The sequence below is a fragment of the Novosphingobium sp. genome, assembly GCF_040398825.1.
Classification (GTDB): domain Bacteria; phylum Pseudomonadota; class Alphaproteobacteria; order Sphingomonadales; family Sphingomonadaceae; genus Novosphingobium.
Genome location: NZ_JBBATI010000009.1, coordinates 75,507 through 97,506 on the forward strand (window position 1 = coordinate 75,507; position 22,000 = coordinate 97,506).

Here is a 22,000-nt window from a genome sequence, read left to right on the forward strand (position 1 = left end):
GATCCCGGTCGGGAATGACGAGTGAGTGCGCCCACGGCTGGTGCAAAACCATCATCATCCACCACAATTCGTGCACGCTGTCTTGCGCCTGACACACCGGGGGATAATCTAGGGCGATGCAAGCAAGGGAGACGCATGGCTCGTAAAATTCCCCGCGCCACGACAGAGGCGCATCGTGGTTCCCGCGGCGGACAGCGTGGCGACAGCGATTCGTTTGTTGAGCCCGCCGGCCATTATGGCGCCACCCACGAGGGCCTGCACCGCAACGAAGGCAACCGGCGCGCCCGCATCGAAATCGAATTTGACGAACAGACTGTGCTGGGCGCGCTGTTTGGCCAGTTTGATACCAATCTGGTGCAGATCGAAAACCGGCTGGGCGTGTATATTTCCGCACGCGGCAACCGCGCCGTGGTCGAAGGGCCCGAAGACACAGTGGCCCGCGCGCGCGATGTTCTGCGCGGCATGCACCAGCGGTTGCAATCCGGGCACGACATCGATGCCGGCGCCATCGACGCGCTGATCGCGATGTCGAACGAACCGACACTGGAAGGGATCATCACCGGCGCGCCGATGGAAAACCCGCCGATCCTGATCCGCACCCGGCGCAAGACCATCGCGCCGCGGTCAAAGACCCAGATCGACTATATGCGCGCGCTGGTGCGCGATGACGTGATCTTTGCACTGGGCCCGGCCGGTACCGGCAAGACCTATCTGGCGGTGGCACAAGCCGTGGCGCAGTTGATGAGCGGATCGGTGCAACGTTTGATCCTGTCGCGCCCGGCGGTCGAGGCGGGTGAGCGGCTGGGGTTTCTGCCCGGCGACATGAAGGAAAAGGTCGATCCCTATCTGCGCCCGCTCTACGATGCGCTGTATGATTGCATGCCGCCCGAACAGGTCGAACGCCGCATGACATCGGGCGAGATCGAGGTGGCGCCGATTGCGTTCATGCGCGGGCGTACTTTGGCCGATGCGTTCATCATCCTGGACGAGGCGCAGAATACCACGCCCGCGCAGATGAAGATGTTCCTCACCCGGTTTGGCCAGAACAGCCGCATGGTGGTGTGCGGAGACCCGCGCCAGGTCGATCTGCCCGGCGGGGTCGCCGCCAGCGGTCTGGCCGATGCGGTGCGCAGACTCGAAGGCGTGGATGGCATCGGCACCGTGCGGTTTGGGGTGGCCGATGTCGTGCGCCACCCGATCGTTGGCCGCATTGTCGAAGCCTACGAAGGCAAAGACGCCCAGGACGTGCCGTAATGACCGATGCGGGCGCGGCGCCCGATATCGATATCGATATCGATCCGGTGTGGGGTGATGCCACCGATTGGGAGGCGCTGGCCGCTGCCGCCGCCGCTGCCGCCGCCGCGGTCGCGCCCGAAATCGCGCATGCACACATGCTGGTCAGCCTGGTGCTGGCCGATGATGACGAAGTCCACGCGCTCAACCGCCAGTGGCGTGCCAAGGACAAGCCGACCAATGTGCTGTCTTTCCCGATGCTTGCGCGCGATGAAGTGCTGCGCGCAGGGTCGGTCGATGCCCCGGCGATGCTGGGCGACGTGATCCTGGCGCATGGCGTCTGCGCGCGCGAAGCTGCCGACAAGCATATTGCCGTTGCCGCCCATACCAGCCACCTGATCGTGCACGGTTTGCTGCACCTGGCCGGGTACGACCACGAAACCGGCGACACCGAGGCTGGCGAAATGGAAGCGCTGGAGCGGAAGGCGCTTGCACTTTTGGGCCTGCCCGACCCATATGCGTGACGGGGCGCATCAGGGTCGGCGATTGCGCCGGGCCTGACCCCCGTGACGAAGGAGACTATGCACGTGCCCGAGGGCAATGGGTCCGGCGGTGACAACCGTTCGGGCGAAAGCGACAGTAGTCACGCGCTATGGCGCATGGTGAAGGCCCTGTTTCGCGGGTCGGACCACGACCAGTCTTTGCGCGCCCAGATCGAAGAAGCGATCACGGAACACGAAGGCGACGGCGGCGGCATCACCGACCGTCAGGGCGATCTGGTGCCGCTGGAACGCCAGATGCTGCGCAATCTGCTGCATTTCAGCGAACACGATGCCGATGACGTGGCCATCCCGCGCGGCGAAATCGTCGCGGTGCCGGCGGGCGCCAGCTTTGCCGAACTGGTCGCGGCGTTTGCCGATCATGGCCACAGCCGCCTGCCGGTCTTTGGCGAATCGCTGGATGAAGTGGTGGGCATGGTCCATGTGAAGGACCTGTTCCCGATCGTCGCCAAAATGGCATTGGAGGGCGCGCCCGCGCCCGATGACTGGTCGCACCTGATGCGCCAGCCGCTGTTTGTGCCGCAGGCGCGCGGCGCGCTGGATGTGCTGGGCGACATGCGCACCAGCCGCACTCACCTGGCGATCGTCATCGACGAATATTCGGGCACCGACGGCATCATCACGTTTGAAGACCTGGTCGAGGAAATCGTCGGCGAGATCGAGGACGAACATGACGATGCGCCGGTCGACATGCTGCACCGCGTCGAACCCGGCCTGTGGGAGGCGGATGCCCGCGCCGAACTCGACGATATCGGCAAAAGGGTGGACCCCCGGCTTGCCATCGTCGATGAGGACGTTGATACGATCGGCGGATTGGCAGTGGTGCTGGCGGGCGAAGTGCCGCCGGTCGGCCGCGTGCTCGACCACGACAGCGGCTGGCGGATCGAAGTGACCGAGGGCGATGAACGCCGGTTGACGAAGGTGCGGCTGCACGCACCGGTGGCGGCGGGCCACGATCACGAATGACGTTGGTGAATGAAGGACGGACAATGACCACGGCGACCGGCAGCGACCGGGCGATTGATGAACGGGGCGCGCGATGATTCGCCGGTTACCCCCGCTGCGCTCGCTCGAAGCGTTTATCCGCGTGGTGCGCGCAGGGTCGGCCAAGACGGCGGCGGCCGAACTCGCGCTCAGCCCCTCTGCGCTGTCGCGGCGGCTGGGCGCGCTGGAGGAATTTGTCGGCAAACCGCTGTTTGAACGCAAACACCAGGCGCTGAAACTGACCGACGAGGGCCAGGTGCTGTACGATGCGGTGGCGCCGCTGATCGACGAAATGGCCGACCGCATCGATCGGCTGATCGACACGGGCAAGATCATGCGGCTGCGGCTGGGGGTATTGCCCTTGTTCGGCAGCCAGCGCCTGTTTCCGCGGCTGACTGAATTGCGCCGGCTGCACCCGCTGCTGCATATCGACATCGACAGCGGCCATGCGGCGGAAACCAAGCTGGGCGATACCATCGATGCCGCGATCGTGCTGTCCGAAGGGCCCGATGCCTCACTCCATTCGGTGCGGCTGGATCACAACCGCGTCTATGCCATCGCCAACCGCGAACTGGCCGCGCAACTGGGCGACCGGCCCGATATCGAAAAGCTGTCGAAGCAGACCTTTCTGATCCACAACGATCTGCCCGCCAGTTTCGAGGCGTGGAAGCGCACGTTGCATCTGGAAAGCCTGGAACCGGCGGCGGTCGACCATTTCGATTCGGGCCAGCTTATTCTTGAGGCGGCGGCACAGGGCCTGGGCGTGGCGATCATGCACGACGACCATTTCACCCGCAGCCACGATTCCCGGCTGGCGCGGATCTACGATATCGAGGTCGACAGCCCCTACAGCTATTGGTTCGTCTGCCGCCCGCGTGCGCTGCAATCGCGCCCGGTGCGCCTGTTCCACGACTGGATGATCAAGGCGGGTTTGTAAGACCCAACAAATTCCCGCTAAACCATTGATTATACAACAACTCCGCTCATCCTGAGCCTGTCGAAGGATGCGTGGGACGGTTGTCCAAGGGAATGCTGCCGGAGTGTTGGGCTGGCATTTGCGCGCATCCTTCGACAGGCTCAGGATGATCGGATGTATATGATATAATAGAAAAATATATCAGATTGAGGGATGTGGGAATCCGTCAGCCTGATCGAGATGGGGGAAGATCCACCCCAAATCACCGCAGGCGCCCCGATCCGATCAGCCGCGACAGCTCTTCGGGCAGCGGCAGATCGTGGTGCGGGCCGGGTGCCGGTTCCGCCGCGCCCATTTTGGTGGTCATTGGCAAAACGCCGGCCCAGACCGGAAAATCGGCTTCATCGGCATCGCCCGGCGGCGCGGCGCGATGCTTTACGCTGGCTTCGTCGATATCCATCCACAGCACGCTGGTGGCCTTCAATTCCTGCGCCGACATCGTGCGCAAAGTCTGCCAGCGACCGGGGAACAAATCATCCACCAGGTGGCGCAACGCGGCGGCGATATCATCGGGGTTGGTGATGATCTGCGCACGGCCAAACACCATCGCCGACCGGTAATTGACCGAATGGTTGAACGCCGACCGCGCCATGACATAGCCATCCATCAGGCTGACGGTCAGGCACACCCGCTGGCCCACCACCTGGCGCAGAAAACGGCTGGCGGCAGACCCGTGCCAATAGACGCGGTTGCCGTCGCGCCAGTGAATGGTGGGCGTCACATACGGTTCCCCATCAATGACATAGCCGACATGGCACAGCGGCGCGGCATCGAGCACGGCGTGCACGTCCGCCGCCGCATGGCTGCCGCGTTCATGCACGCGCCGGATGCGGCTGCGCTCGGTCACCGGAAAATCGGACATCATGCCTCCATCATACGCTGCCGTGGGTGCCACACCATGCAGCGAACCCGGCCCAATCGATCACACCGTCACCATCGCCCACCTGCGTCAGATCATCCGGCGCGGTCAACCATGCCCCGGTTTTCGGCGCGCGCGCATCGATCCAAAGCACCGGGCGCCCCCGTTCCAACGCCTGCACCATCGTGTGCCGGGTGCCGCCACGCCCGCCCGGGCTGACCCCGTCCCAAACCGCGACAACCGCAGCGCTGGCATCGATCACGATCGCCGCCGCCGCCGCTGCGTGATCGGCCACCAGCGCGTCCAGCGCCCCGGCGTTTGCACCGGTGCGCATCAGCGTTTCGGCCAAAGCATCGTCGTGATCGAACGCCCGGCAATGCGCCTGCGCTGCCAAATCCTGCATTGCGTGTGCCAGCGACGCGGTTTCGGGCGTCACCGCCTGCCGAACAAGCCAGGCCAGCCGTTGCGCCGGATCATCGATGTTCACCGCGATGTTGATGGCAATCCCGAACGGCAGTGGCGCGATCACCCGCCAGCCCCGCGCCACCGCCAGTTCCGCCGCCAGCATATCGGTACCCTGCGCCAGCGGCGATACCAATTGCGGGGTGGGCGGGCACGCCGCTTGCGCCACGTCCATGATCTGCCCCAGTGCTTGCGCTATCGCCACTCGGTTTGCGGCAAACGCCGCATTGGCCGCGCGATGCCCGGTAATCCCGAGCGTTAGCGCACGCCCCGAAATTGGCCAATCGTCCGACACCGCCCGCTCCACCACCACGGCACCGGCAATGCGCGCAGGCCTCGGTGGGGCGATAGCGCAACGCAGATGGTTTGTGAATCGGCCGCGCTGCGTTACAAGGGCGCGGCCCGGGGGGGTCATCGCGCTTGTCACCGCGCGCATGGGGTGCAAAGCCATCGTGTCCCGCGTGTCTTGCAAGCGGCGTGCACATATCCATCCTGTGAACGGCGCCGCACCGGCTGGCGCCGCCCTCCACAAAGGCCGCCCCCCATGCTGATCCGTGCCGGTTACGATATCGCCTTTACCTCCGACCAGGAGGTGCCGATGCTCGCCTGTCTGAGCGTGCATCCGTCGCGCAACAAGGACTTGCGCACCGCGCAGCGCATTTTCACCACGCCCGATCTGCCATTGTATGATTATGTCGACGGGTTCGGCAATGTCTGCACGCGGCTGACCATGCCGGCCGGCGGCGTGACGATATCCTGCGGCTTTGTGATAGAGGATGCGTTCCTGCCCGATCCGGTGGTGCCCGATGCGCGCGCCGTGCCGCTGGCGCAATTGCCCGATGATGTGATGATCTATTTGCTGGCCAGCCGCTATTGCGAAACCGACCGCCTGACCGAGGCTGCGTGGGGCCTGTTTGGCCACGTGCCGCCAGGCTGGGGGCTGGTGCAGACCATCGTCAGCTATGTCCACAACCACATCCGGTTCGATTACCAGACCGCGCGCCCGACCAAGACCGCATGGGATGTCTACCACGAACAAGTCGGCGTGTGCCGCGATTATGCGCATCTGGCGATCACGCTGTGCCGCTGCATGAACATCCCGGCGCGCTATTGCACCGGCTATATCGGCGATATGGACCTGCCCGCGGTGGTCGGCGCCATGGATTTTTCGGCCTGGTTCGAAGTGTGGCTGGATGGCGGCTGGTACGTGTTTGACGCCCGCCACAATTTCCCCCGCCGCGGCCGCGTGCTGATGGCCCGCGGGCGCGACGCCGCCGATGCCGCGCTGGTCACCAATTTCGGCCTGGTCACGCTGACCCGGTTTGACGTCTATTGCGACGAAGACCGGCTGGGCTGATGGCAAAAGGCCATCCCGCCACAATGGGCGGGATGGCCTGAACCTTGCTCGCTTGCGACCTACTTAAAGCCCCTCCCCTCAGGGGAGGGGTTGGGGAGGGGTGTCCCACGCCCGCAATGACGTGCGCTCTACCAACGTCGCACACCCCCACCCAACCCTCCCCCTGCAGGGGGAGGGCTTATCAGGCAGGGAGCGCGTCTCAGCCCGCGATGACGCTCGCCTTGTTGATCACGCCCGGCTTTGCTGGCGGTTCGCCCTTGGGCAGCGCGTCGATGTGTTCCATGCCGCTTTCGACTTCGCCCCACACGGTGTACTGCTTGTCCAGAAAGCGTGCATCGTCAAAGCAGATGAAGAACTGGCTGTTGGCCGAATTCGGGTTCTGCGTCCGCGCCATCGAACACACGCCGCGCACATGCGGCACATCGTTGAATTCAGCCTTCAGGTCGGGCTTTTTCGAACCGCCCATGCCGGTGCCATCGGGGCAGCCGCCCTGCGCCATGAAACCGGGGATCACGCGGTGAAACTTCACCCCGTCGTAAAATCCTTCGCCGGCCAGTTCCTTGATCCGTGCGACATGGCCCGGCGCCTTGTCATCGCGCAGGCGGATCACCACGTCACCCGAATCGAGCGACAGTACCAGTTTTTCTTCGGCCATATGCAAATCATCCTTTTGCGGTTTGCCGCCGATATAAGCGGTTTATGGCCATTGTCGACAGGCTGCCGCCCACAACCTGCGCCGATGGGCACCTTCCCTTTATGCCCTGCGCATTCTAGATCAGCGGCATGCCGCTCAACATGACCAAAGTCGCCTATGGCGCGCAATCGCTGGCCGAAGTGCACGGCTGGTTTGACCAGCGCGAGGGTGAGGCACGCCTGACCACGCGCAACCTGCCCCGCCGCCACGCCGAAATGATCGGCGGATCGGTCTACTGGATCCTGAAACACCAGCTGGTCGCCCGATCGGAAATCCGCGCCTTTGCCCCCGCCCCCGACGGCCGCACCGACATCGTGATCGACACCCGCCTGATCGACGTCCACCCCATCCCCCGCCGCGCCCACCAGGGCTGGCGCTACCTGGAAGAACCCGACGCCCCGCCCGATCTGGCAGCGGGCGAAAGCGCGGATGTGATGCCAGCCAACCTGGCGGGAGAGCTGGCGAAACTCGGGTTGGTTTGAGACGTGACAAGGCAATACCGCCCTTTACCGAATTAGCTTTTGCATACCGCCAGCTGTCGCACGGCTTTTATGATCGGCGCCCGCGTTTCGCTGCCGTGATCGCGTGCCGGTTTGGCCGAAGGCACCCGGATTGTAGCCCAATAGGCGCCGAGGCCGCGCCGACCATGTGCGGCATCTCCGCCAATCATGCCTGCGTGACCAACCAGGTACGACGCAATTTTCACGCCGCAGGCAAGGTTGAGGTGTGGGTCAAGCAAGCTCTTTTCGTCCGGAATATCACAGCCATAGGGATGCCTGTTGCTGACCGACAGCTGGAGCAAGCCAATGCTGTATTCTCCCTGATCAAGAGGGTGACCCTTGTGGTCCACGGGCTGCTCCCACATAAAGGCATTGGCGTTATTTCCCGCCTCCGGCTTGATGACCTGATAGAGCAACTCGCGCCAGAATACGGCGCGTTTCGCGGGGCTCGCCGTGCCATAAGGTGGGCAGAAGGCAGCAATGTCGTTCGGTATCGTGGAGTTAAGCGGATCTTCCGATTTGATCAATTGATCGAGGTCCTGCCGCACAGCTGGCCAGTTGATAGGTTTTTTCGCAGTGATGCCAAGGCATTGCTTGCCGAATGCATCGGCACGCTTGGTTTCATATCGCTGCGCAAGCGGAAGAGATCTTCTTTGTGCCAGCCATTGGTCGGTACAGCTTGGGGACTGCGCGCGTGCTGGATAACTTGTCTCAGCCAACGAAAACAAGACAGATAGTGCAAGATAGAATGCTGATCTTGTCCACATACGGCTCTCCTGTGATTACCACTCGACTTCTGGATCGGTATTCGTGAGGCCCGATGCCAGCAAAGAGGATTTACGTCTCAAGCAGAGAGTATTCTTGAATTATGACAAATCCAGCGTCAATTGACGCCACATCCTGCAAAATGGCGCACGTCCACTAAAATCCGTGGCACAATGAAGACGATCTACATGACGCTTGTGCACAGCAGTGCACTGCGTGACCTCCATTCCTTCCCCATATATAGCGGTCCAAGGCTGGAAATTGCCGAAGTCGAGCGGGCACCGGCCGCGCGCAATGCGCCCGGCCGGTGCCCGCACGGGTTTCAGACCGCAGTCATCACACCAAAGCGTCGCGCTTCACTGTGATCACCTGCGAATAGGTGAACTCCTTCAGTCCTTCGACGCCATATTCCGCGCCAAAGCCCGACTGCTTGTGCCCGCCGAACGGTGCGAAGGGGGACAGGTGGAGGAATTCGTTGATCCACACGGTGCCGGTTTCCAGCTGTTCGGCGATGGCCACGCCGCGGTCGGTGTCTTTGGTCCACACTGCGCCGGCCAGGCCGTAATCGGAATTGTTGGCGCGGGCGATCACTTCGTCGTCGGTCGAAAACTTCATCAGCGGCATGACCGGGCCGAACTGTTCCTCGGCCACGATGCGCGCGTGTTCGGGCGGATTGTCGAGGATGGTGATCGGCACGTAATAGCCCGATCCCGACGGATCGACATCGCCGCCCACCAGGAATTTATAGCCATTGGTCTTGGCATCCTCGATCAGTTCGCACACACGGTCGAACTGTTTCTTGTTCTGGATCGGGCCGACGCCGGTGCCCTGGTTGGCGCCGTCGCCCACGGTGACCGTGCGGGCGACATCGGCGATGGCCGCGCTCATTTCGTCATAGATGTCTTCGTGGATATAGATGCGCTTGGCCGCCACGCAGATCTGCCCGGCGTTGGTAAAGCTGGACCAGAACAACTGTTCGGCCACCGTTTTTACATCGGCATCGGGCAGCACGATCGATGCGTCGTTGCCGCCCAGTTCCAGCGTGATACGCTTCAGATCCTTGCTGGCGCCTTCCATGATTTTTTTGCCGGTGGCGGTCGATCCGGTAAAGGTGATCTTGTCGATATCGGGGTGCGCGGTGATCAGAGGCCCCAGGCTGTCTTCGCCGGTGATGATGTTGACCACGCCGGCGGGCGCGATGTCCTTGATCAGTTCGGCAATGCGCAGCGTGGTCAGCGGCGTGAACGGCGACGGTTTCAGCACGATGGTGCAGCCCGACAGGATCGCTGGCGCGATTTTCTGCACCGCCATCAGCACGGGGAAGTTCCACGGCACAATCCCGCCGACCACGCCCACCGGCACGCGCCGGGTGCGGCTGAGGCGTTCAGGACTGTCTTCGTTGATGACCTCTTCCAGGCTGAGCGTCGATTGCGCGTTCATCATGGCCGATGCGGCGCCGATTTCGAACTGCGCCTGGGCGTGCGGTTTGCCCTGTTCGGTGGTGAGCAGGCGGTACAGCTCTTCAAAATGCGCCTCGATCACGCTGGCCATCGCCTGGATCACCTTGCGCCGGTCATCGACCGGGGTTTTCGACCAGGATTTGAACGCGCGCCGGGCGGCGGCCACCGCGCGGTCCAGTTCGGCCGCGCCGCACGCGGGCACCTGGCCCACGACCTGCTTGTTGGCGGGGTTCAGCACGTCCAGCGTGGCGGCGGTCGCCACCAGTTCACCGTCGATCAGATTGCGATAGAGTTCAGTCATCGTCTCTCTCCATGGGTCATGCGGGGTTTGCGGCGTTGTTCGCCTGCGGTTGATTGCGCCAATGCCGGTTTCATCGTCGCGGCGCGTGCTGCGCTGGCACCGATGATTGCGATACGGTATTACAGAATGCCGGGCTATTGCCAAGCGTCGCCATCACGCCGGCGCCGTCGTTTCGCGCGCCACCACCCGCCGCAGCGCATCGGCATAGGTCGCCGGGTCCTGCGCGCCGGGGATCAGGTATTTGCCGTTGATGATCATGGCGGGGACGCCGGAAATGTTCCAGTCCCACGCCTGCTGTTCACCGGCGGCGACGATCGCGTCGAGTTCGGGGTCGATCAGCGCAGCAGTTGCCGCAGCGCGGTCCAGACCGCATGCGACCGCGATGTCCGCCAGCACATTCAGGTCGCACACATTGCGGCGGGCCTGAAAATGCGCGTCGAACAGCGCGTGTTTCAGCCGCACCTGCACCGCCGGGCCGTGGTCGCGCAGCGCCCAGACCAGCAATCGGTGCGCGGCGCGGGTGTTCCACATCATCGCCGGGGGCGCATCGCCGGGGCCGGTGTAATCAAAGCTGTAACCGGCCTGTGCCCCGACCGCGTGCAGGCGTGTCCGGCCCTGTGCCGCTTCGTCTGCGCTGCGGCCATATTTGCGCATGATGTGCGCCCGCTGCTCCTCCCCCTCTGGCGGCATGTCGGGGTTCAATTCGAACGGGTGAAAGCGAATGGTGGCGGCCACTTCGCCGGTCAGCCCGGCCAGCGCGGTATCCAGCTGCCGCGCGCCGATCACGCACCACGGGCACATCACATCCGACCAGATGTCGATGGTGACGGGATGGGCAGACGCGGGCGCGCTCACTGGTTCAGCCACCATACCAGCAGGTGGTGCGCGATCGCGAAGGGCGGCGGCGCGTTGAACGTGGCATCATCGCGGCGCTGCATCGCCGCGACCACCTGATCGCGGGTAAACCAGCGCGCATCGTCCAGCTCGGTCTTGTCGATGGTTATTGTGTCATCGTCTGCCACCGCGTGGCAGGCAATCATCAGCGATGATGGAAACGGCCAGGGCTGGCTGGCGATATAGCGCACATCGCGCACCACCAGGCCGGCTTCCTCGGATATTTCGCGCGCGACCGCCTCTTCCACGGTTTCGCCCGGTTCAACGAACCCGGCGAGTGCGGAATAACTGCGCGGGGGGAAGCGTGGCTGGCGCCCCAGCAACAGCCGTCCGTCATGTTCGACGGTCATGATCGTGACCGGATCGACCCGCGGAAAATGTTCGGCCTTGCACGCAGGATTGGTGCAGGTGCGCTGCCACCCGCCCTTGCGCAATTCGGTGCCATGGCCACAGCGCGCGCAAAAGCGGTGCCGCGCATGCCAGTCCACCAGCGCCTTGGCCGCGCCATAGACCGCCAGATCGGCCGGGGCGAGCAGGCTCATCACCTGCCACAGCTGCGGATTGGGCGGCGCCACACTGCCCACCAGCGCGGGATCGACCGCCGCAAAACACGCGCGGCCATCGGGCGCCAGGCCCAGAAACACCAGTTCCGCCGCCGGATCGGCATCGGCCAGCGTGCCCCATTCCAGCCCGCCATCGGCCGCGATCACCGGCACCAGACCATCCAGCCGCAACAACCGCGCGCGCCAGTTGGTCAGCGCCGCCAGCTTTTCCGGATCGCCACGCACCGCATCGGCGCGGTCGATCACCGATCCGGAAAAGGCGATGGCGGGCGCGCTGAATCCTGATCCGGTCATGCTGCTGCCTTCATCCCCGCGCCCATCATGGCCGTGACATCGGCGCGCACCGCCAGCGGAAATTCGCTGCCGATCGGCAGCGCGCTCGACGGCATATATTGCACCCACAGCCCGGCGCGCAAACCGGCGCGATAATTGACAAAGCCGATGGTGCCCGCCGCGCCCGACCAGCCAAACGTGCCGGCCTCATCACCCAGCCCGACCCGGCCGCCCGCGCCAAACCCCGATGGGGCGGTATCCCAGGTCGATCCGCCGACGCCGGCGGGCAACAGGTTGCTGGTGCCCACGCGCACCGCACGTTCGGTCATCACCCGGGTCTTGCCCAGCAGGCCATAGCCCAGCAGCATCTGCAGGAACCGGTCGTAATCGCGTGGGCTTGTCACCAGCCCGGCCCCGCCAAACGGATAGGCGGGCGGATCAAGATAGATCGACGTTGCCGCCGGATCGATCGGCACCAATTTGCCATCCAGCAGTCCATAGTTGGTGGTCAGCCGCGCAGCATTGGCGGCCGCCACGCGAAAGCCCGAACTGGTCATGCCGCACGGCCCGAAAATGCGGTCCGCCACAAAGGCATCGAACGGTTGCCCGGCGACGACCTCGATCACGCGGCCCAGCAAGTCCAGCCCGACCGAATAGGACCACTTTGTGCCCGGTTCATAAACCAGTGGCATATCCGCCAGGCCATCGGCAAACGCGGCCAGGCTGGGCAGCGGATTGGGTGCGCTCAACCCCGGAATCTGTTTGTGGCTGACTTGCGCGGGCACCAGTCCGTGCGTCTCATACGCCGCCTTCAACGGGCCCTTTTGCGTGATGGTATAGCCCAGGCCGGCGGTGTGCGTCAGCAGGTGGCGCACGGTGATCGGGTTTTTGGCCGGCCGCACATCGGCGATCGACCCGTCGGGGGTGACCTGCACCTGCATTTTTGCATATTTGGGCAGGATATCGGCAATCGGCTGGTCCAGCCCCAGCCGGCCTTCATCAATCAGCATCATCGCCGCCATGCCGGTGATCGGCTTGGTCATCGAATAGGCACGATACAGGCTGTCGGCATCGACCACGCGCGGATCGCCCAACGACTGCACCCCGCGCGCGATCATCGCCACATTGTCACCCATGCCCAGATAGGCCAGCACCCCGGGCAGGCGCCCGGTATCGGCATAATCGTGCACCAGTTTGGCCACATGCGGCCACAGGCCCTCCGCATCGGGCGCGGCAAAGGCCATGCGCGGCAGCAGCCCCGCGCCGCCCGCCAGCAGCGCGCTGCCCAGGAAACCGCGCCGCGACAACGGTGCGCGCGCAAAGGAAGCGGTATCAGCAATCATTCCGGGCATTGGGACCCCCCAAAGTGTTTTTGTCGCGCGTTATCGCTACGCGTTGTGTTCACGTCTTATCGTTCCGCCAGCGCCAGCTGTGCTGCCTTGGCAAACACGGTTGGCAGCCCGGCCTGATCGATCTGGTCGATCGGCCAGAACGCGCCATCGGCATTCGCAGCCAATTGGTGCCCGAAATCATCGGCGGCGCAAAGCATCAATTGCAAATCGAGATCGAAATGGGTGAAGCTGTGCCGCACCACCCCGCCGCTGCGCCATTCCCCGGCAAACGGCGGTTGGCCATCGCCATCGGCGCGCGCGGCCCAGCCATCATCGGGCAGCGCGCGCATACCGCCCAGCATGCCTTTGCCCGGCCGGGTGACCAGCCACACCGCGCCATCGCGTTCGATCCACCAGGCATGCCCGGTGCGCTGCGGCTTTGGCGCTTTTGCGGCCTTTACCGGCAGCGTGGCGGCGATGCCTTGTGCATCGGCCAGACAGCCCGCGCGCAACGGGCACAACAGGCAGCGCGGATTGCGCGATGTGCAGATGGTGGCGCCCAGGTCCATCATGGCTTGCGCAAAATCGCCGGCGCGCGTGGCGGGCGTGATCGCCGCCGCACGTTCGCGAATCACCGGGCGTGCGCGCGGCAGCGGGTCGGTAATCGCGAACAGGCGCGCAACCACGCGTTCGACATTGGCATCGACCACCACCGCCGGCCGGCCAAACGCGATCGCCGCCACCGCCGCCGCGGTATAGGCGCCCAGCCCCGGCAGCGCGCGCAAGGCTTCCTCCGTATCCGGAAAGCCGCCCGCCTGCGCCACCACGCGCGCGCACGCGATCAGGTTGCGCGCGCGGCTGTAATAGCCCAGCCCCGCCCACGCCGCCATCACCGCTGCCTCATCCGCCGCGGCCAGATCGGCCACGGTGGGCCAGCGTTCGGTAAAGCGGGTGAAATAGGGTTTTACCGCCATGACCGTGGTCTGTTGCAGCATCACCTCTGACAACCACACGCGATAGGGATCGGGCGGGGGCGTTCCCGGCGGGCTGCGCCAGGGCAGCCCGCGCGCGTGGCCATCGTACCATTCCAGCAGGCGGCCGGCCACGGAACCCTGCGCAAAGGATGGGGATCGATCGGTCTGGGTGCTGGTCTGCATCGCCCGGCTATGGCATGGCTTTGCCCGTGATGGAACGTGACCCCAAAGGTGCCAAGCCAAAAGACGCCGCGCGCACTTATGAACGCGCGCGTGGCGGAGAGGCGCGCGTGATCGGCGATCTGATGCCAGCGGTCGGCCGCACCGCGTTTCGCCGCTTTGGCTTTGTGCAATCGAGCGTGGTGACGCGCTGGCCCGAAATTGTCGGGCCTGTGCATGCCCGCCATTGCCTGCCCGAATCGATCCGGTTTCCGGTGGGGGAAAAGGCCGAAGGGACGCTGCATCTGGTGGTCAGCCCGGCGCACGCGCCGATGATACAGCATGTCGTGCCCGAAATCATCGAACGCGTGAACCGGTTCTTTGGCTATCGCGCAGTCGCGCAAGTGCGCATGCGGCAAGGTGCGGTTCAGCCAGCCGGCGCTAGTGTCGCGCGCAACACCGCGGCCCCTGCAGGCGCGCCGCCATCGTTGAAACCGGTGCCGATCGAACTGGGCGACAGCCTGCGCGACATCGGCGATCCCGAATTGCGCACCGTGCTGGAATCGCTGGCGCGCAGTCTGGACCGGGTCAACAATGCGACCGAGGGCAAAGCCGGTGGCGGCACCGGGCCGGGCCGCCCGGCCAAAGTGCGATAGGGGTAAATGAGGAAATGCCGATGCCGAACATGCGTAACCGCCTGACCGCGTTGATTGCCGCCGGTGTGCTTGCCGTGGCGATGATCATGGGGATACCCGCCAGCCAGGCCCGCCCCGCCCCGCGTGTCACGCCCGCCGCCCACCCGACCGCATCGCCGGCGCAATCGGCCAAGACCCCCAACTGGAACGCGACCGTCACACGCACCCCGGATGAAGGCTATATGCTGGGCAACCCGGACGCGCCGCTCCACCTGGTAGCCTATCTTAGCTATACCTGCCCGCATTGCGCGGATTTTGAGGCGGAGGCCGATGCACAGCTGCGGCTGGGCATGATCGCGCCGGGCAAGGGCACGTATGAAATCCGCCCGTTCCTGCGCAACGGGCTGGATCTGGCGGCAGCGCTGCTGGCCGAATGCGGGGCAACGTCGAAATTTTTCGGCAACACCCAGGCGCTGCTGGCCGGGCAACGCACCTGGATGGCGCCGGTCGGCGCGCTGACAGAGGCGCAAAAGGGCCGCTGGGAAAGCCCCGATTTCGGCACCAAGATGCGCGCCATCGCATCCGACCTGCACCTGTATGACCTGATGGAACGCCGCGGCTATACCCGCGCCGAAATGGACCGCTGCCTGTCGGACAAGGCCAGGGCCGACCGCCTGGCCAAACGCACCGCCGCTGCCACGGAAAAGGATTTCATCAACGGCACCCCCGGTTTCCTGATCAACGGGGTGACGCTGACCGGCACTTATAGCTGGGAAGTGCTGAAACCGCAGATTGACGCGCGTCTGCGCTGATCACCCGCACTGACCACTACGCGTTGACCCGCCGCCTGCCCGATGCTTTACATCGCCGATATACCGACCGGAAAGCTGACAAAACCGATGACCCTGACCCGCCCCCTTCGTACCGCCGCGCTGACCGTTGCCATGCTGCCGATCGCGTTCGGTCTGACCGCCTGTGGCAAAAAGGCCGATACCGCGCCGGTCGCCGACACCGCGATTGCCAAAGTCGCCGCGCCGGCAGGCAAGCAATGGAGCGATGTGATCGTCGCCACGCCCGATGGGGGCTATCTGATGGGCAACCCCGATGCACCGCTGAAACTGGTGGAATATGGCGCGCTGTCGTGTTCGCACTGCGCGGCGTTCGCGACCGAGGGCTTTCCCAAACTGCGCGATGACTATGTGAATTCGGGCCGCGTCAGCTATGAACTGCGGTTCTATATGCTCAACCCGCTGGATGTGCCGTCGGTGCTGCTGGCCACCTGTGCCAATGCGCCCGAAACGGTGATCCCGATGGCCGAACAGTTCTGGGCGTGGCAGCCGACGATGTTCACCAATCTGAAGGCGGCGGGCGACAGCGCGATGCAGCAGATCCAGACGTTGCCCGCCAACCAGCGCCCGACCATGATCGCGCGGATCACCGGCATGAACGAATTCTTTGCCCAGCGCGGCATTGCCACCGGGCAGGGTTCAACCTGCCTGAACGATGTCGGCCGCGCCAGCGCGCTGGCCAGTGCCACCGACAAGGCGACGCGCGATTTCAACGTGACCGGCACCCCGGCGTTCATCCTGAACGGGCGCAATGTCGATGTGGCGTCATGGGACGGGCTGGAGCCCTTGTTGCAAAAGGCCGGCGCGCGGTAACCGGTATCGATAATACCGGCCGCGCGGCCGGTACCATGATCGCCAGCGTCGGGGGGACGCTTTGATGCAGTTCAAGCGGCTTCGACTGACCGGCTTCAAAAGCTTTGTCGAGCCCGCTGATCTGCGCATCGAACCCGGGCTGACCGGCATCGTCGGGCCCAACGGTTGCGGCAAATCCAACCTGCTGGAAGCGATCCGCTGGGTCATGGGCGAAGGGTCTGCCCGGGCCATGCGCGGCGGCGGCATGGACGACGTGATCTTTGCCGGCACCACCCGGCGCCCGGCGCGCGATTTTGCCGAAGTCACGCTGACCACCACGCGCGAACAGCCCGGCGCCCAACCTGGCACTGACGACGAAGACCTGGAAGTGGTGCGGCGGATCGAACGCGGCGCGGGCAGCGTCTATCGCCTGAATGGCCGCGATGTGCGCGCGCGCGATGTCGCGCTGGTGTTTGCCGATGCCGCCACCGGCGCACACAGCCCGGCGCTGGTCAGCCAGGGGCGCATTGCCGCGGTGATCGCCGCCAAACCCGCCGAACGCCGGATGATGCTGGAAGAGGCGGCCGGCATCGCCGGGCTGCATGTGCGCCGCCGCGATGCAGAGGCACGGTTGCGCGCGACCGAAACCAATCTGGGCCGGCTGGACGATCTGGTGGCCGGGCTGGACGCGCGGATCGGCACACTGCGCCGGCAGGCCCGCGCCGCCGAACGCTATACCGCGCTCAGCGCAGCGATCCGCGTGGCGGAGGCCATGCTGGTGTTCGCCCGCTGGCGCGATGCCGCGGCGGCGGCGGACGACGCGCGCGCCGCGCTGGCCAGTGCCGAGGCCGCCGTCACCACCGCACAAACCGCCGCGCAGACCGCACAGACCGCGCAGACCCAGGCCACCGCCGCGCTGAACACCGCGCGCGAAACGCTGTTTGACCGCCGCCAGGATGCGCAGGCGCACGCGCAGCGCATGACCGCATTGCTGGCGCAATTGTCGGCGGCCGAAGACCGCCTGAGCGATATCGACCGCCAGATCGCGCGCATTTCCGCCGACCGCGATGCGGCCGACCGCCTGTCGCGCGACGCGGCCGAAGCGCAAAGCCGGCTGGTGCGCGACATCGCCAGTGCCGAAGCCGCGCAAACCGCCGAAGACGACGCCCGCCCTGCATTGCGCGCCGCGCGCGACCGGGCAGAGGCCGACAGCCGCAATGCCGAACTCGCGCTGGCGACCGCCACCGCCGAACAGGCCGGGATCGATGCCGAATGGCGCGTGGCAGAGGCGGCCGTGACCGCCGCGCGCCAGCGCCAGGCCCGTGCCGACGCCGATGCCGCGCGCATTGCCGCACAGGCAGAGGCGCTGGCGCGTGAACCCGACCCCGCCGCGCGGCTGGGCGAGGCCGAAACGGCGCGCGCCACCGCCGCCGCCGCAGTGGCCTCGTCGCGCGAAACCCGCGCGCACCTGAATGCGCGGCGGGAATCTCTGACCGAGGCGCGCGATGCCGCCGCACAAAGCTTGGCCACCGCGCGCGCCGATCTGGCCGGGATAGAGCGTGAGGCAGAGGCGCTCTCGCGCGACCGCGCCGCGCGCGACCGGGCCACCACCCAGGCCGGGAAAGCCGCCACAGCCCTGTCGGCCACGCGCGTGGCGCCTGGCTATGAACGCGCGCTGGCGGCGGTGCTGGGCCGCGATGCGCAGGCGCCACTGGGGCCGCTGCCCGGCGCAACCGCAGAGGGCCGGTTCTGGACCGGCGCCACTGCCCCCGCGCCGCTGGCGGATGCGCTGGCGCACCATGTCACCGCCGCACCGGCCGAACTGGCCGCGCGGCTGGCGCTGGTGCGCGTGGCCGAGGCCGATTCCGGCCAGGTGCTGGCGCCGGGCGAATGGCTGGTCACCCACGGCGGACGCCTGCGCCGCTGGGACGGGTTTGTCGCTGCGGGCGAAGGCGCGGCGGAAGCGGCGGTGTTCGCGGCGGAAAACCGGCTGAGCGCGTTGCAGGCCCTGCTGCCCGAACGGCGCGAAGCAGCGTCCGACGCGATCGCCGCCGATGCGGCTGCACGCGCCGCACTGGCCACGGTGCAATCCGATCTGGCCACCTGTGAACGCACATTGGCCGCCGCCGGCGATGCCGAACGCGCCGCATTGCGCGCGCATGACGCGGCGCAGGCAGCGGCGTCGTTGCGTCAGACCCGCGCTGCTGATCTGGCCCGCAGCGCATCCGACCATGACCAGCAACGCGTGGCGGCCGGCGCCGATCTGGCCGAGGCGGAGCGGCGACGCAGTGCCCTGCCCGATCCCGCCGCCGGGCGCGCCGCGCTCGATGCCGCGCGCGCACGCAACCACACCGCGCGCACCACGCTGCAAACCGCAACCGCCGCACTGGCCGCCGCTGACCAGGCGATTGCGGTGGGGCGTGAACGGCTGGCCGCGCAGAAAAGCGATCTGCGCAACTGGCAGTCGCGCGCGGGCGATGCCGCGCGGCGGCTGGCCGACATGGTCACGCGGGGTGAAGAGCTGGCCGCCGAACGCGCGATCAACGCCGCCAAACCGGTCGCACTGGCCACCGAAATCGACGCCGGCAGCAGCTTGCGCGATTCGCTGGCCACCGAACTGAAACTGGCCGAAGCCACGCAGACAGCAGCCGAGGCGCAGGCGCAAGCCGCCGGACGCGCCTTTGCCAGTGCGACCGAGGCGCTGGCAGACGCGCGCGAAACCCGCGCCGGGCTGGCGGCACGGGTGCAGAACGAAGACCAGCGCCGGCAGGAAATGGCGGCCATCGCGGGTGAGCGGTTTCAGTGCCCGCCGCCGCTGCTGCCCGCGCGGCTGGGCTTTGACAGCGCCACCGTCGCCAGCGCCAGCGAAGTCAGCGCCGACCACGACCGGCTGATTGCCGATCGCGAACGGCTGGGCCCGGTCAACCTGGTCGCCGCCGACGATCTGGCCCAGGCCGAGGCCGATCATGCCACCACCATCCACGAACGCGCCGAATTGCTGGAGGCGGTCGGGCGCCTGCGCGGGTCGATCGGCGCGCTCAATCGCGAAGGGCGCGAACGTCTGCGCGCCGCATTCGAAGCGGTCGACGCGCATTTTCGCCGCCTGTTCAGCCGCTTGTTCGACGGGGGAGAAGCGCATCTGGCGCTGATCGACAGCGACGATCCGCTGGAGGCCGGCCTGGAAATCTTTGCCCAGCCGCCGGGCAAGAAATTGCAATCGCTGACGCTGCTGTCGGGCGGCGAACAGGCGCTGACCGCGGTGGCGCTGATTTTCGGGCTGTTCCTGACCAATCCTGCACCGATCTGCGTGCTGGACGAGGTCGATGCGCCGCTGGATGATGCCAATGTCGAACGGTTCTGCGACATGCTGGACGCGATGGTCGATGAAACCCGCACCCGCTATCTGATCGTGACGCACAACGCCGTAACGATGAGCCGGATGCACCGCCTGTTCGGCGTGACGATGGTTGAACGCGGTGTGTCGCGGCTGGTCAGCGTCGATCTGGGCGGGGCGGAACAATTGCTGGCCACCGCGCAATGACCCCGGCACCGCTGTCGCCAGCGCACCTCGCGGCCTATTGCGCGCGGATCGGATATGCCGGCGCGCTCAATCCCGATCTGGCCACACTGCGTGCGATCCACGCCGCGCATTGCGCCGCAATTCCGTTTGAAAACATCGATGTGCAACTGGGTCTGCCGCCGACGCTGGACCCTGAGGCCGCCTTTGCCAAGCTGGTTACGGCCGGGCGCGGTGGCTGGTGTTATGAACACAACGGCGTGCTGGGCCGGGCGCTGGCAGCGATCGGCTTTGCGGTCACGCGGCTGTGCGGCGGGGTGTTACGCGATGACAGCGGGTTGCCGGCGATGGGGTCGCATCTGGCGCTGCTGGTATCGCTGGACAGGCCCTGGCTGGTCGATGCGGGGTTTTCCAGCTGGCTGTCTTCACCATTGCCGCTGGAATCGGGGGCATGGTCGCAACCGCCCTGGACGGTTACGCTGTCCTCCGCCGATATTGGCGCCTGGACGCTGGCCGTCGATCTGGGATCGCGGGTGATGCAGTACCACTTTGCCGCCACCCCGGCGGATGAAGCCTTGCTGGCGCAAGTCTGCGCGTGGCAGGCCAGCAATCCGGCATCGCCTTTTGTGCAGAACCTGGTCGTGCAACGCCGCGCCGATGGCATCGATCTGGCTTTGCGCGGGCGCGTGCTGGTGGAAACCACGGTGGCGGGCGCGCACCAACGCCTGATTGCCGACGCCGATGATCTGGTCGCCGTGCTGCGCGACCGGTTCGTGCTGAACGTGCCGCATGCCGCGCAGATCTGGCCCACTGTGGCCGCGCGCCATGCCGCGCTGTTTCCCGATCAGGCGGTCGCGCCGACCACATAGCACGCCGCCGCCATCAGCAATCCGGCAAAGCGGTTGGCACGGAAACGCTGCAACGCGCCGTCGCCATCATCCGCATGCAGCGTTACCGCCTGCCACCCCAGATGCACCGCCACCGGCACCAGCGCGACCAGGGCCAGCGGTTCGGGCCGCACCAGCCAGATCGCCCCGCCCCAGCCGGCCAGCGCCAGCGCATAAAGCGCGATCACCCCGGCGCGCACGTGCCGCCCGAACGACAGCGCCGATGATCCGATCCCCACCAGCGCGTCATCCTCGCGGTCCTGGCAGGCATAGATCGTGTCATAGCCCATGCACCACGCCCAGCATCCGAAGTACAGCGGCGCCAGCGGCCACAGATTGTCAAATCCGGTCGCCTGCACATACCCGGTCGGCGCGCCCCAGGTGAACACCAGCCCCAGCCACGCCTGCGGCCAGCCGGTAATCCGTTTCATGAACGGATAGGCCGCGACCAGCCCCAGACTGCCCAGCGCGACGATCTGCGCCTGCCACCGCAATTGCAGCAGCACCACCAGGCCGACGGCGGCCAGCGCCATTATCCACAGCCACGCGGCGCGTTTCGACACCGCCCCGCTGGCAATCGGCCGCGCCGCCGTGCGCGCCACCCGCGCATCGATATCGGCATCGACAATGTCGTTGTACACACAGCCTGCGCCGCGCATGACCACCGCGCCCAGCAGCATCCACGCGCACACGCCCCATTGCGCCGTACCGCCGCCCAGAAACAGCCCCCACGCGCAAGGCCAGAACAGCAACCACCACCCGATCGGGCGATCGAAACGCGCCAGCAGTGCATAGTTGCGCACCCCCTGCGGCAGGCGCGCGACAAGGCCGCGATGCTGGCTGTCGGGAACGATTGTGGCGGCATCGGTCATGGCTTTCTCCTGCGCTGCACAAGGGCGTGAGGCAAGCATGATTGCCGTGAGCGGCACGTCATTCTAGACCCGCCCCATGACCGATCCCCAACCCACCAACGCCG

21 protein-coding genes are annotated in these 22,000 nt (G+C 65.9%); 11 read left to right on the plus strand and 10 right to left on the minus strand.

Annotated features, from left to right (window positions below):
- Positions 1 to 135: 135 nt before the first annotated feature.
- From ABWP89_RS06875 to ABWP89_RS06890, 4 genes are all read left to right on the plus strand, one after another.
- Positions 136 to 1,254 (plus strand): PhoH family protein, encoded by a 1,119-nt coding sequence (locus tag ABWP89_RS06875; RefSeq protein ID WP_353228146.1) that lies wholly within the window; start codon positions 136 to 138, stop codon positions 1,252 to 1,254.
- Positions 1,254 to 1,757, plus strand: coding sequence for an rRNA maturation RNase YbeY (ybeY, locus tag ABWP89_RS06880; protein ID WP_353228147.1), 504 nt, complete (start codon positions 1,254 to 1,256; stop codon positions 1,755 to 1,757). The genes ABWP89_RS06875 and ybeY overlap by 1 nt, the downstream gene beginning before the upstream one ends.
- Before the next feature lie 57 nt (positions 1,758 to 1,814).
- Entirely contained in the window at positions 1,815 to 2,759 is a 945-nt protein-coding gene (locus ABWP89_RS06885; protein ID WP_502915255.1) for a hemolysin family protein, read from the plus strand.
- A 73-nt stretch (positions 2,760 to 2,832) separates the two neighbouring features.
- The gene (locus ABWP89_RS06890) at positions 2,833 to 3,714 is read left to right on the plus strand and encodes a LysR substrate-binding domain-containing protein (protein WP_353228150.1); all 882 of its coding nucleotides are present in this window, start codon (positions 2,833 to 2,835) and stop codon (positions 3,712 to 3,714) included.
- 241 nt (positions 3,715 to 3,955) lie between these two features.
- Here ABWP89_RS06890 and ABWP89_RS06895 read toward each other — a convergent pair whose 3' ends face one another.
- Positions 3,956 to 4,615, minus strand: coding sequence for a pyridoxamine 5'-phosphate oxidase family protein (locus ABWP89_RS06895; RefSeq protein ID WP_353228151.1), 660 nt, complete (start codon positions 4,613 to 4,615; stop codon positions 3,956 to 3,958).
- A gap of 10 nt (positions 4,616 to 4,625) precedes the next feature.
- Entirely contained in the window at positions 4,626 to 5,279 is a 654-nt protein-coding gene (locus ABWP89_RS06900) for a hypothetical protein (RefSeq protein WP_353228153.1), read from the minus strand.
- 339 nt (positions 5,280 to 5,618) lie between these two features.
- Here ABWP89_RS06900 and ABWP89_RS06905 point away from each other — a divergent pair, with 339 nt between their 5' ends.
- Positions 5,619 to 6,431, plus strand: a complete 813-nt coding sequence (locus tag ABWP89_RS06905; protein ID WP_353228154.1) for a transglutaminase-like domain-containing protein — start codon at positions 5,619 to 5,621, stop codon at positions 6,429 to 6,431.
- A gap of 199 nt (positions 6,432 to 6,630) precedes the next feature.
- Here ABWP89_RS06905 and ABWP89_RS06910 read toward each other — a convergent pair whose 3' ends face one another.
- Positions 6,631 to 7,086, minus strand: a complete 456-nt coding sequence (locus ABWP89_RS06910; RefSeq protein ID WP_353228155.1) for a peptidylprolyl isomerase — start codon at positions 7,084 to 7,086, stop codon at positions 6,631 to 6,633.
- 128 nt (positions 7,087 to 7,214) lie between these two features.
- Between ABWP89_RS06910 and ABWP89_RS06915 the strand changes: the two genes are divergently transcribed.
- Positions 7,215 to 7,607 (plus strand): DUF1489 family protein, encoded by a 393-nt coding sequence (locus ABWP89_RS06915; protein WP_353228156.1) that lies wholly within the window; start codon positions 7,215 to 7,217, stop codon positions 7,605 to 7,607.
- 32 nt (positions 7,608 to 7,639) lie between these two features.
- Here ABWP89_RS06915 and ABWP89_RS06920 read toward each other — a convergent pair whose 3' ends face one another.
- The 6 genes from ABWP89_RS06920 to ABWP89_RS06945 all read right to left on the minus strand — a co-directional run bounded on the left by ABWP89_RS06920 (position 7,640) and on the right by ABWP89_RS06945 (position 14,369).
- On the minus strand, positions 7,640 to 8,392 hold the full coding sequence (locus ABWP89_RS06920) for a hypothetical protein (protein ID WP_353228158.1): 753 nt from the start codon (positions 8,390 to 8,392) through the stop codon (positions 7,640 to 7,642).
- A 334-nt stretch (positions 8,393 to 8,726) separates the two neighbouring features.
- Entirely contained in the window at positions 8,727 to 10,151 is a 1,425-nt protein-coding gene (locus tag ABWP89_RS06925) for an aldehyde dehydrogenase family protein (protein WP_353228160.1), read from the minus strand.
- Positions 10,152 to 10,304: 153 nt separating this feature from the next.
- Complete coding sequence (locus ABWP89_RS06930; RefSeq protein ID WP_353228162.1) at positions 10,305 to 11,006, minus strand: DsbA family oxidoreductase; 702 nt, start codon at positions 11,004 to 11,006, stop codon at positions 10,305 to 10,307.
- On the minus strand, positions 11,003 to 11,902 hold the full coding sequence (gene nudC / locus ABWP89_RS06935) for an NAD(+) diphosphatase (RefSeq protein ID WP_353228164.1): 900 nt from the start codon (positions 11,900 to 11,902) through the stop codon (positions 11,003 to 11,005). The genes ABWP89_RS06930 and nudC overlap by 4 nt, the downstream gene beginning before the upstream one ends.
- On the minus strand, positions 11,899 to 13,233 hold the full coding sequence (locus tag ABWP89_RS06940) for a serine hydrolase domain-containing protein (protein ID WP_353228165.1): 1,335 nt from the start codon (positions 13,231 to 13,233) through the stop codon (positions 11,899 to 11,901). Before ABWP89_RS06940 ends, nudC begins: the two co-directional genes overlap by 4 nt.
- 56 nt (positions 13,234 to 13,289) lie before the next feature.
- Complete coding sequence (locus tag ABWP89_RS06945) at positions 13,290 to 14,369, minus strand: A/G-specific adenine glycosylase (RefSeq protein ID WP_353228166.1); 1,080 nt, start codon at positions 14,367 to 14,369, stop codon at positions 13,290 to 13,292.
- A 29-nt stretch (positions 14,370 to 14,398) separates the two neighbouring features.
- Between ABWP89_RS06945 and ABWP89_RS06950 the strand changes: the two genes are divergently transcribed.
- From ABWP89_RS06950 to ABWP89_RS06970, 5 genes are all read left to right on the plus strand, one after another.
- A complete protein-coding gene (locus ABWP89_RS06950; RefSeq protein WP_353228168.1) occupies positions 14,399 to 15,001 on the plus strand; it encodes a DUF721 domain-containing protein in 603 nt (200 codons plus the stop codon).
- A 20-nt stretch (positions 15,002 to 15,021) separates the two neighbouring features.
- Positions 15,022 to 15,792 (plus strand): thioredoxin domain-containing protein, encoded by a 771-nt coding sequence (locus ABWP89_RS06955; RefSeq protein WP_353228169.1) that lies wholly within the window; start codon positions 15,022 to 15,024, stop codon positions 15,790 to 15,792.
- Between the two features lie 87 nt (positions 15,793 to 15,879).
- Complete coding sequence (locus tag ABWP89_RS06960; protein WP_353228170.1) at positions 15,880 to 16,641, plus strand: thioredoxin domain-containing protein; 762 nt, start codon at positions 15,880 to 15,882, stop codon at positions 16,639 to 16,641.
- A gap of 64 nt (positions 16,642 to 16,705) precedes the next feature.
- The gene (locus tag ABWP89_RS06965; protein WP_353228171.1) at positions 16,706 to 20,161 is read left to right on the plus strand and encodes a chromosome segregation SMC family protein; all 3,456 of its coding nucleotides are present in this window, start codon (positions 16,706 to 16,708) and stop codon (positions 20,159 to 20,161) included.
- Complete coding sequence (locus tag ABWP89_RS06970; protein WP_353228172.1) at positions 20,158 to 21,006, plus strand: arylamine N-acetyltransferase family protein; 849 nt, start codon at positions 20,158 to 20,160, stop codon at positions 21,004 to 21,006. The genes ABWP89_RS06965 and ABWP89_RS06970 overlap by 4 nt, the downstream gene beginning before the upstream one ends.
- Here ABWP89_RS06970 and ubiA read toward each other — a convergent pair.
- Positions 20,982 to 21,896 (minus strand): 4-hydroxybenzoate octaprenyltransferase, encoded by a 915-nt coding sequence (gene ubiA / locus ABWP89_RS06975; RefSeq protein ID WP_353228173.1) that lies wholly within the window; start codon positions 21,894 to 21,896, stop codon positions 20,982 to 20,984. The genes ABWP89_RS06970 and ubiA overlap by 25 nt on opposite strands.
- Positions 21,897 to 22,000: the final 104 nt, after the last annotated feature.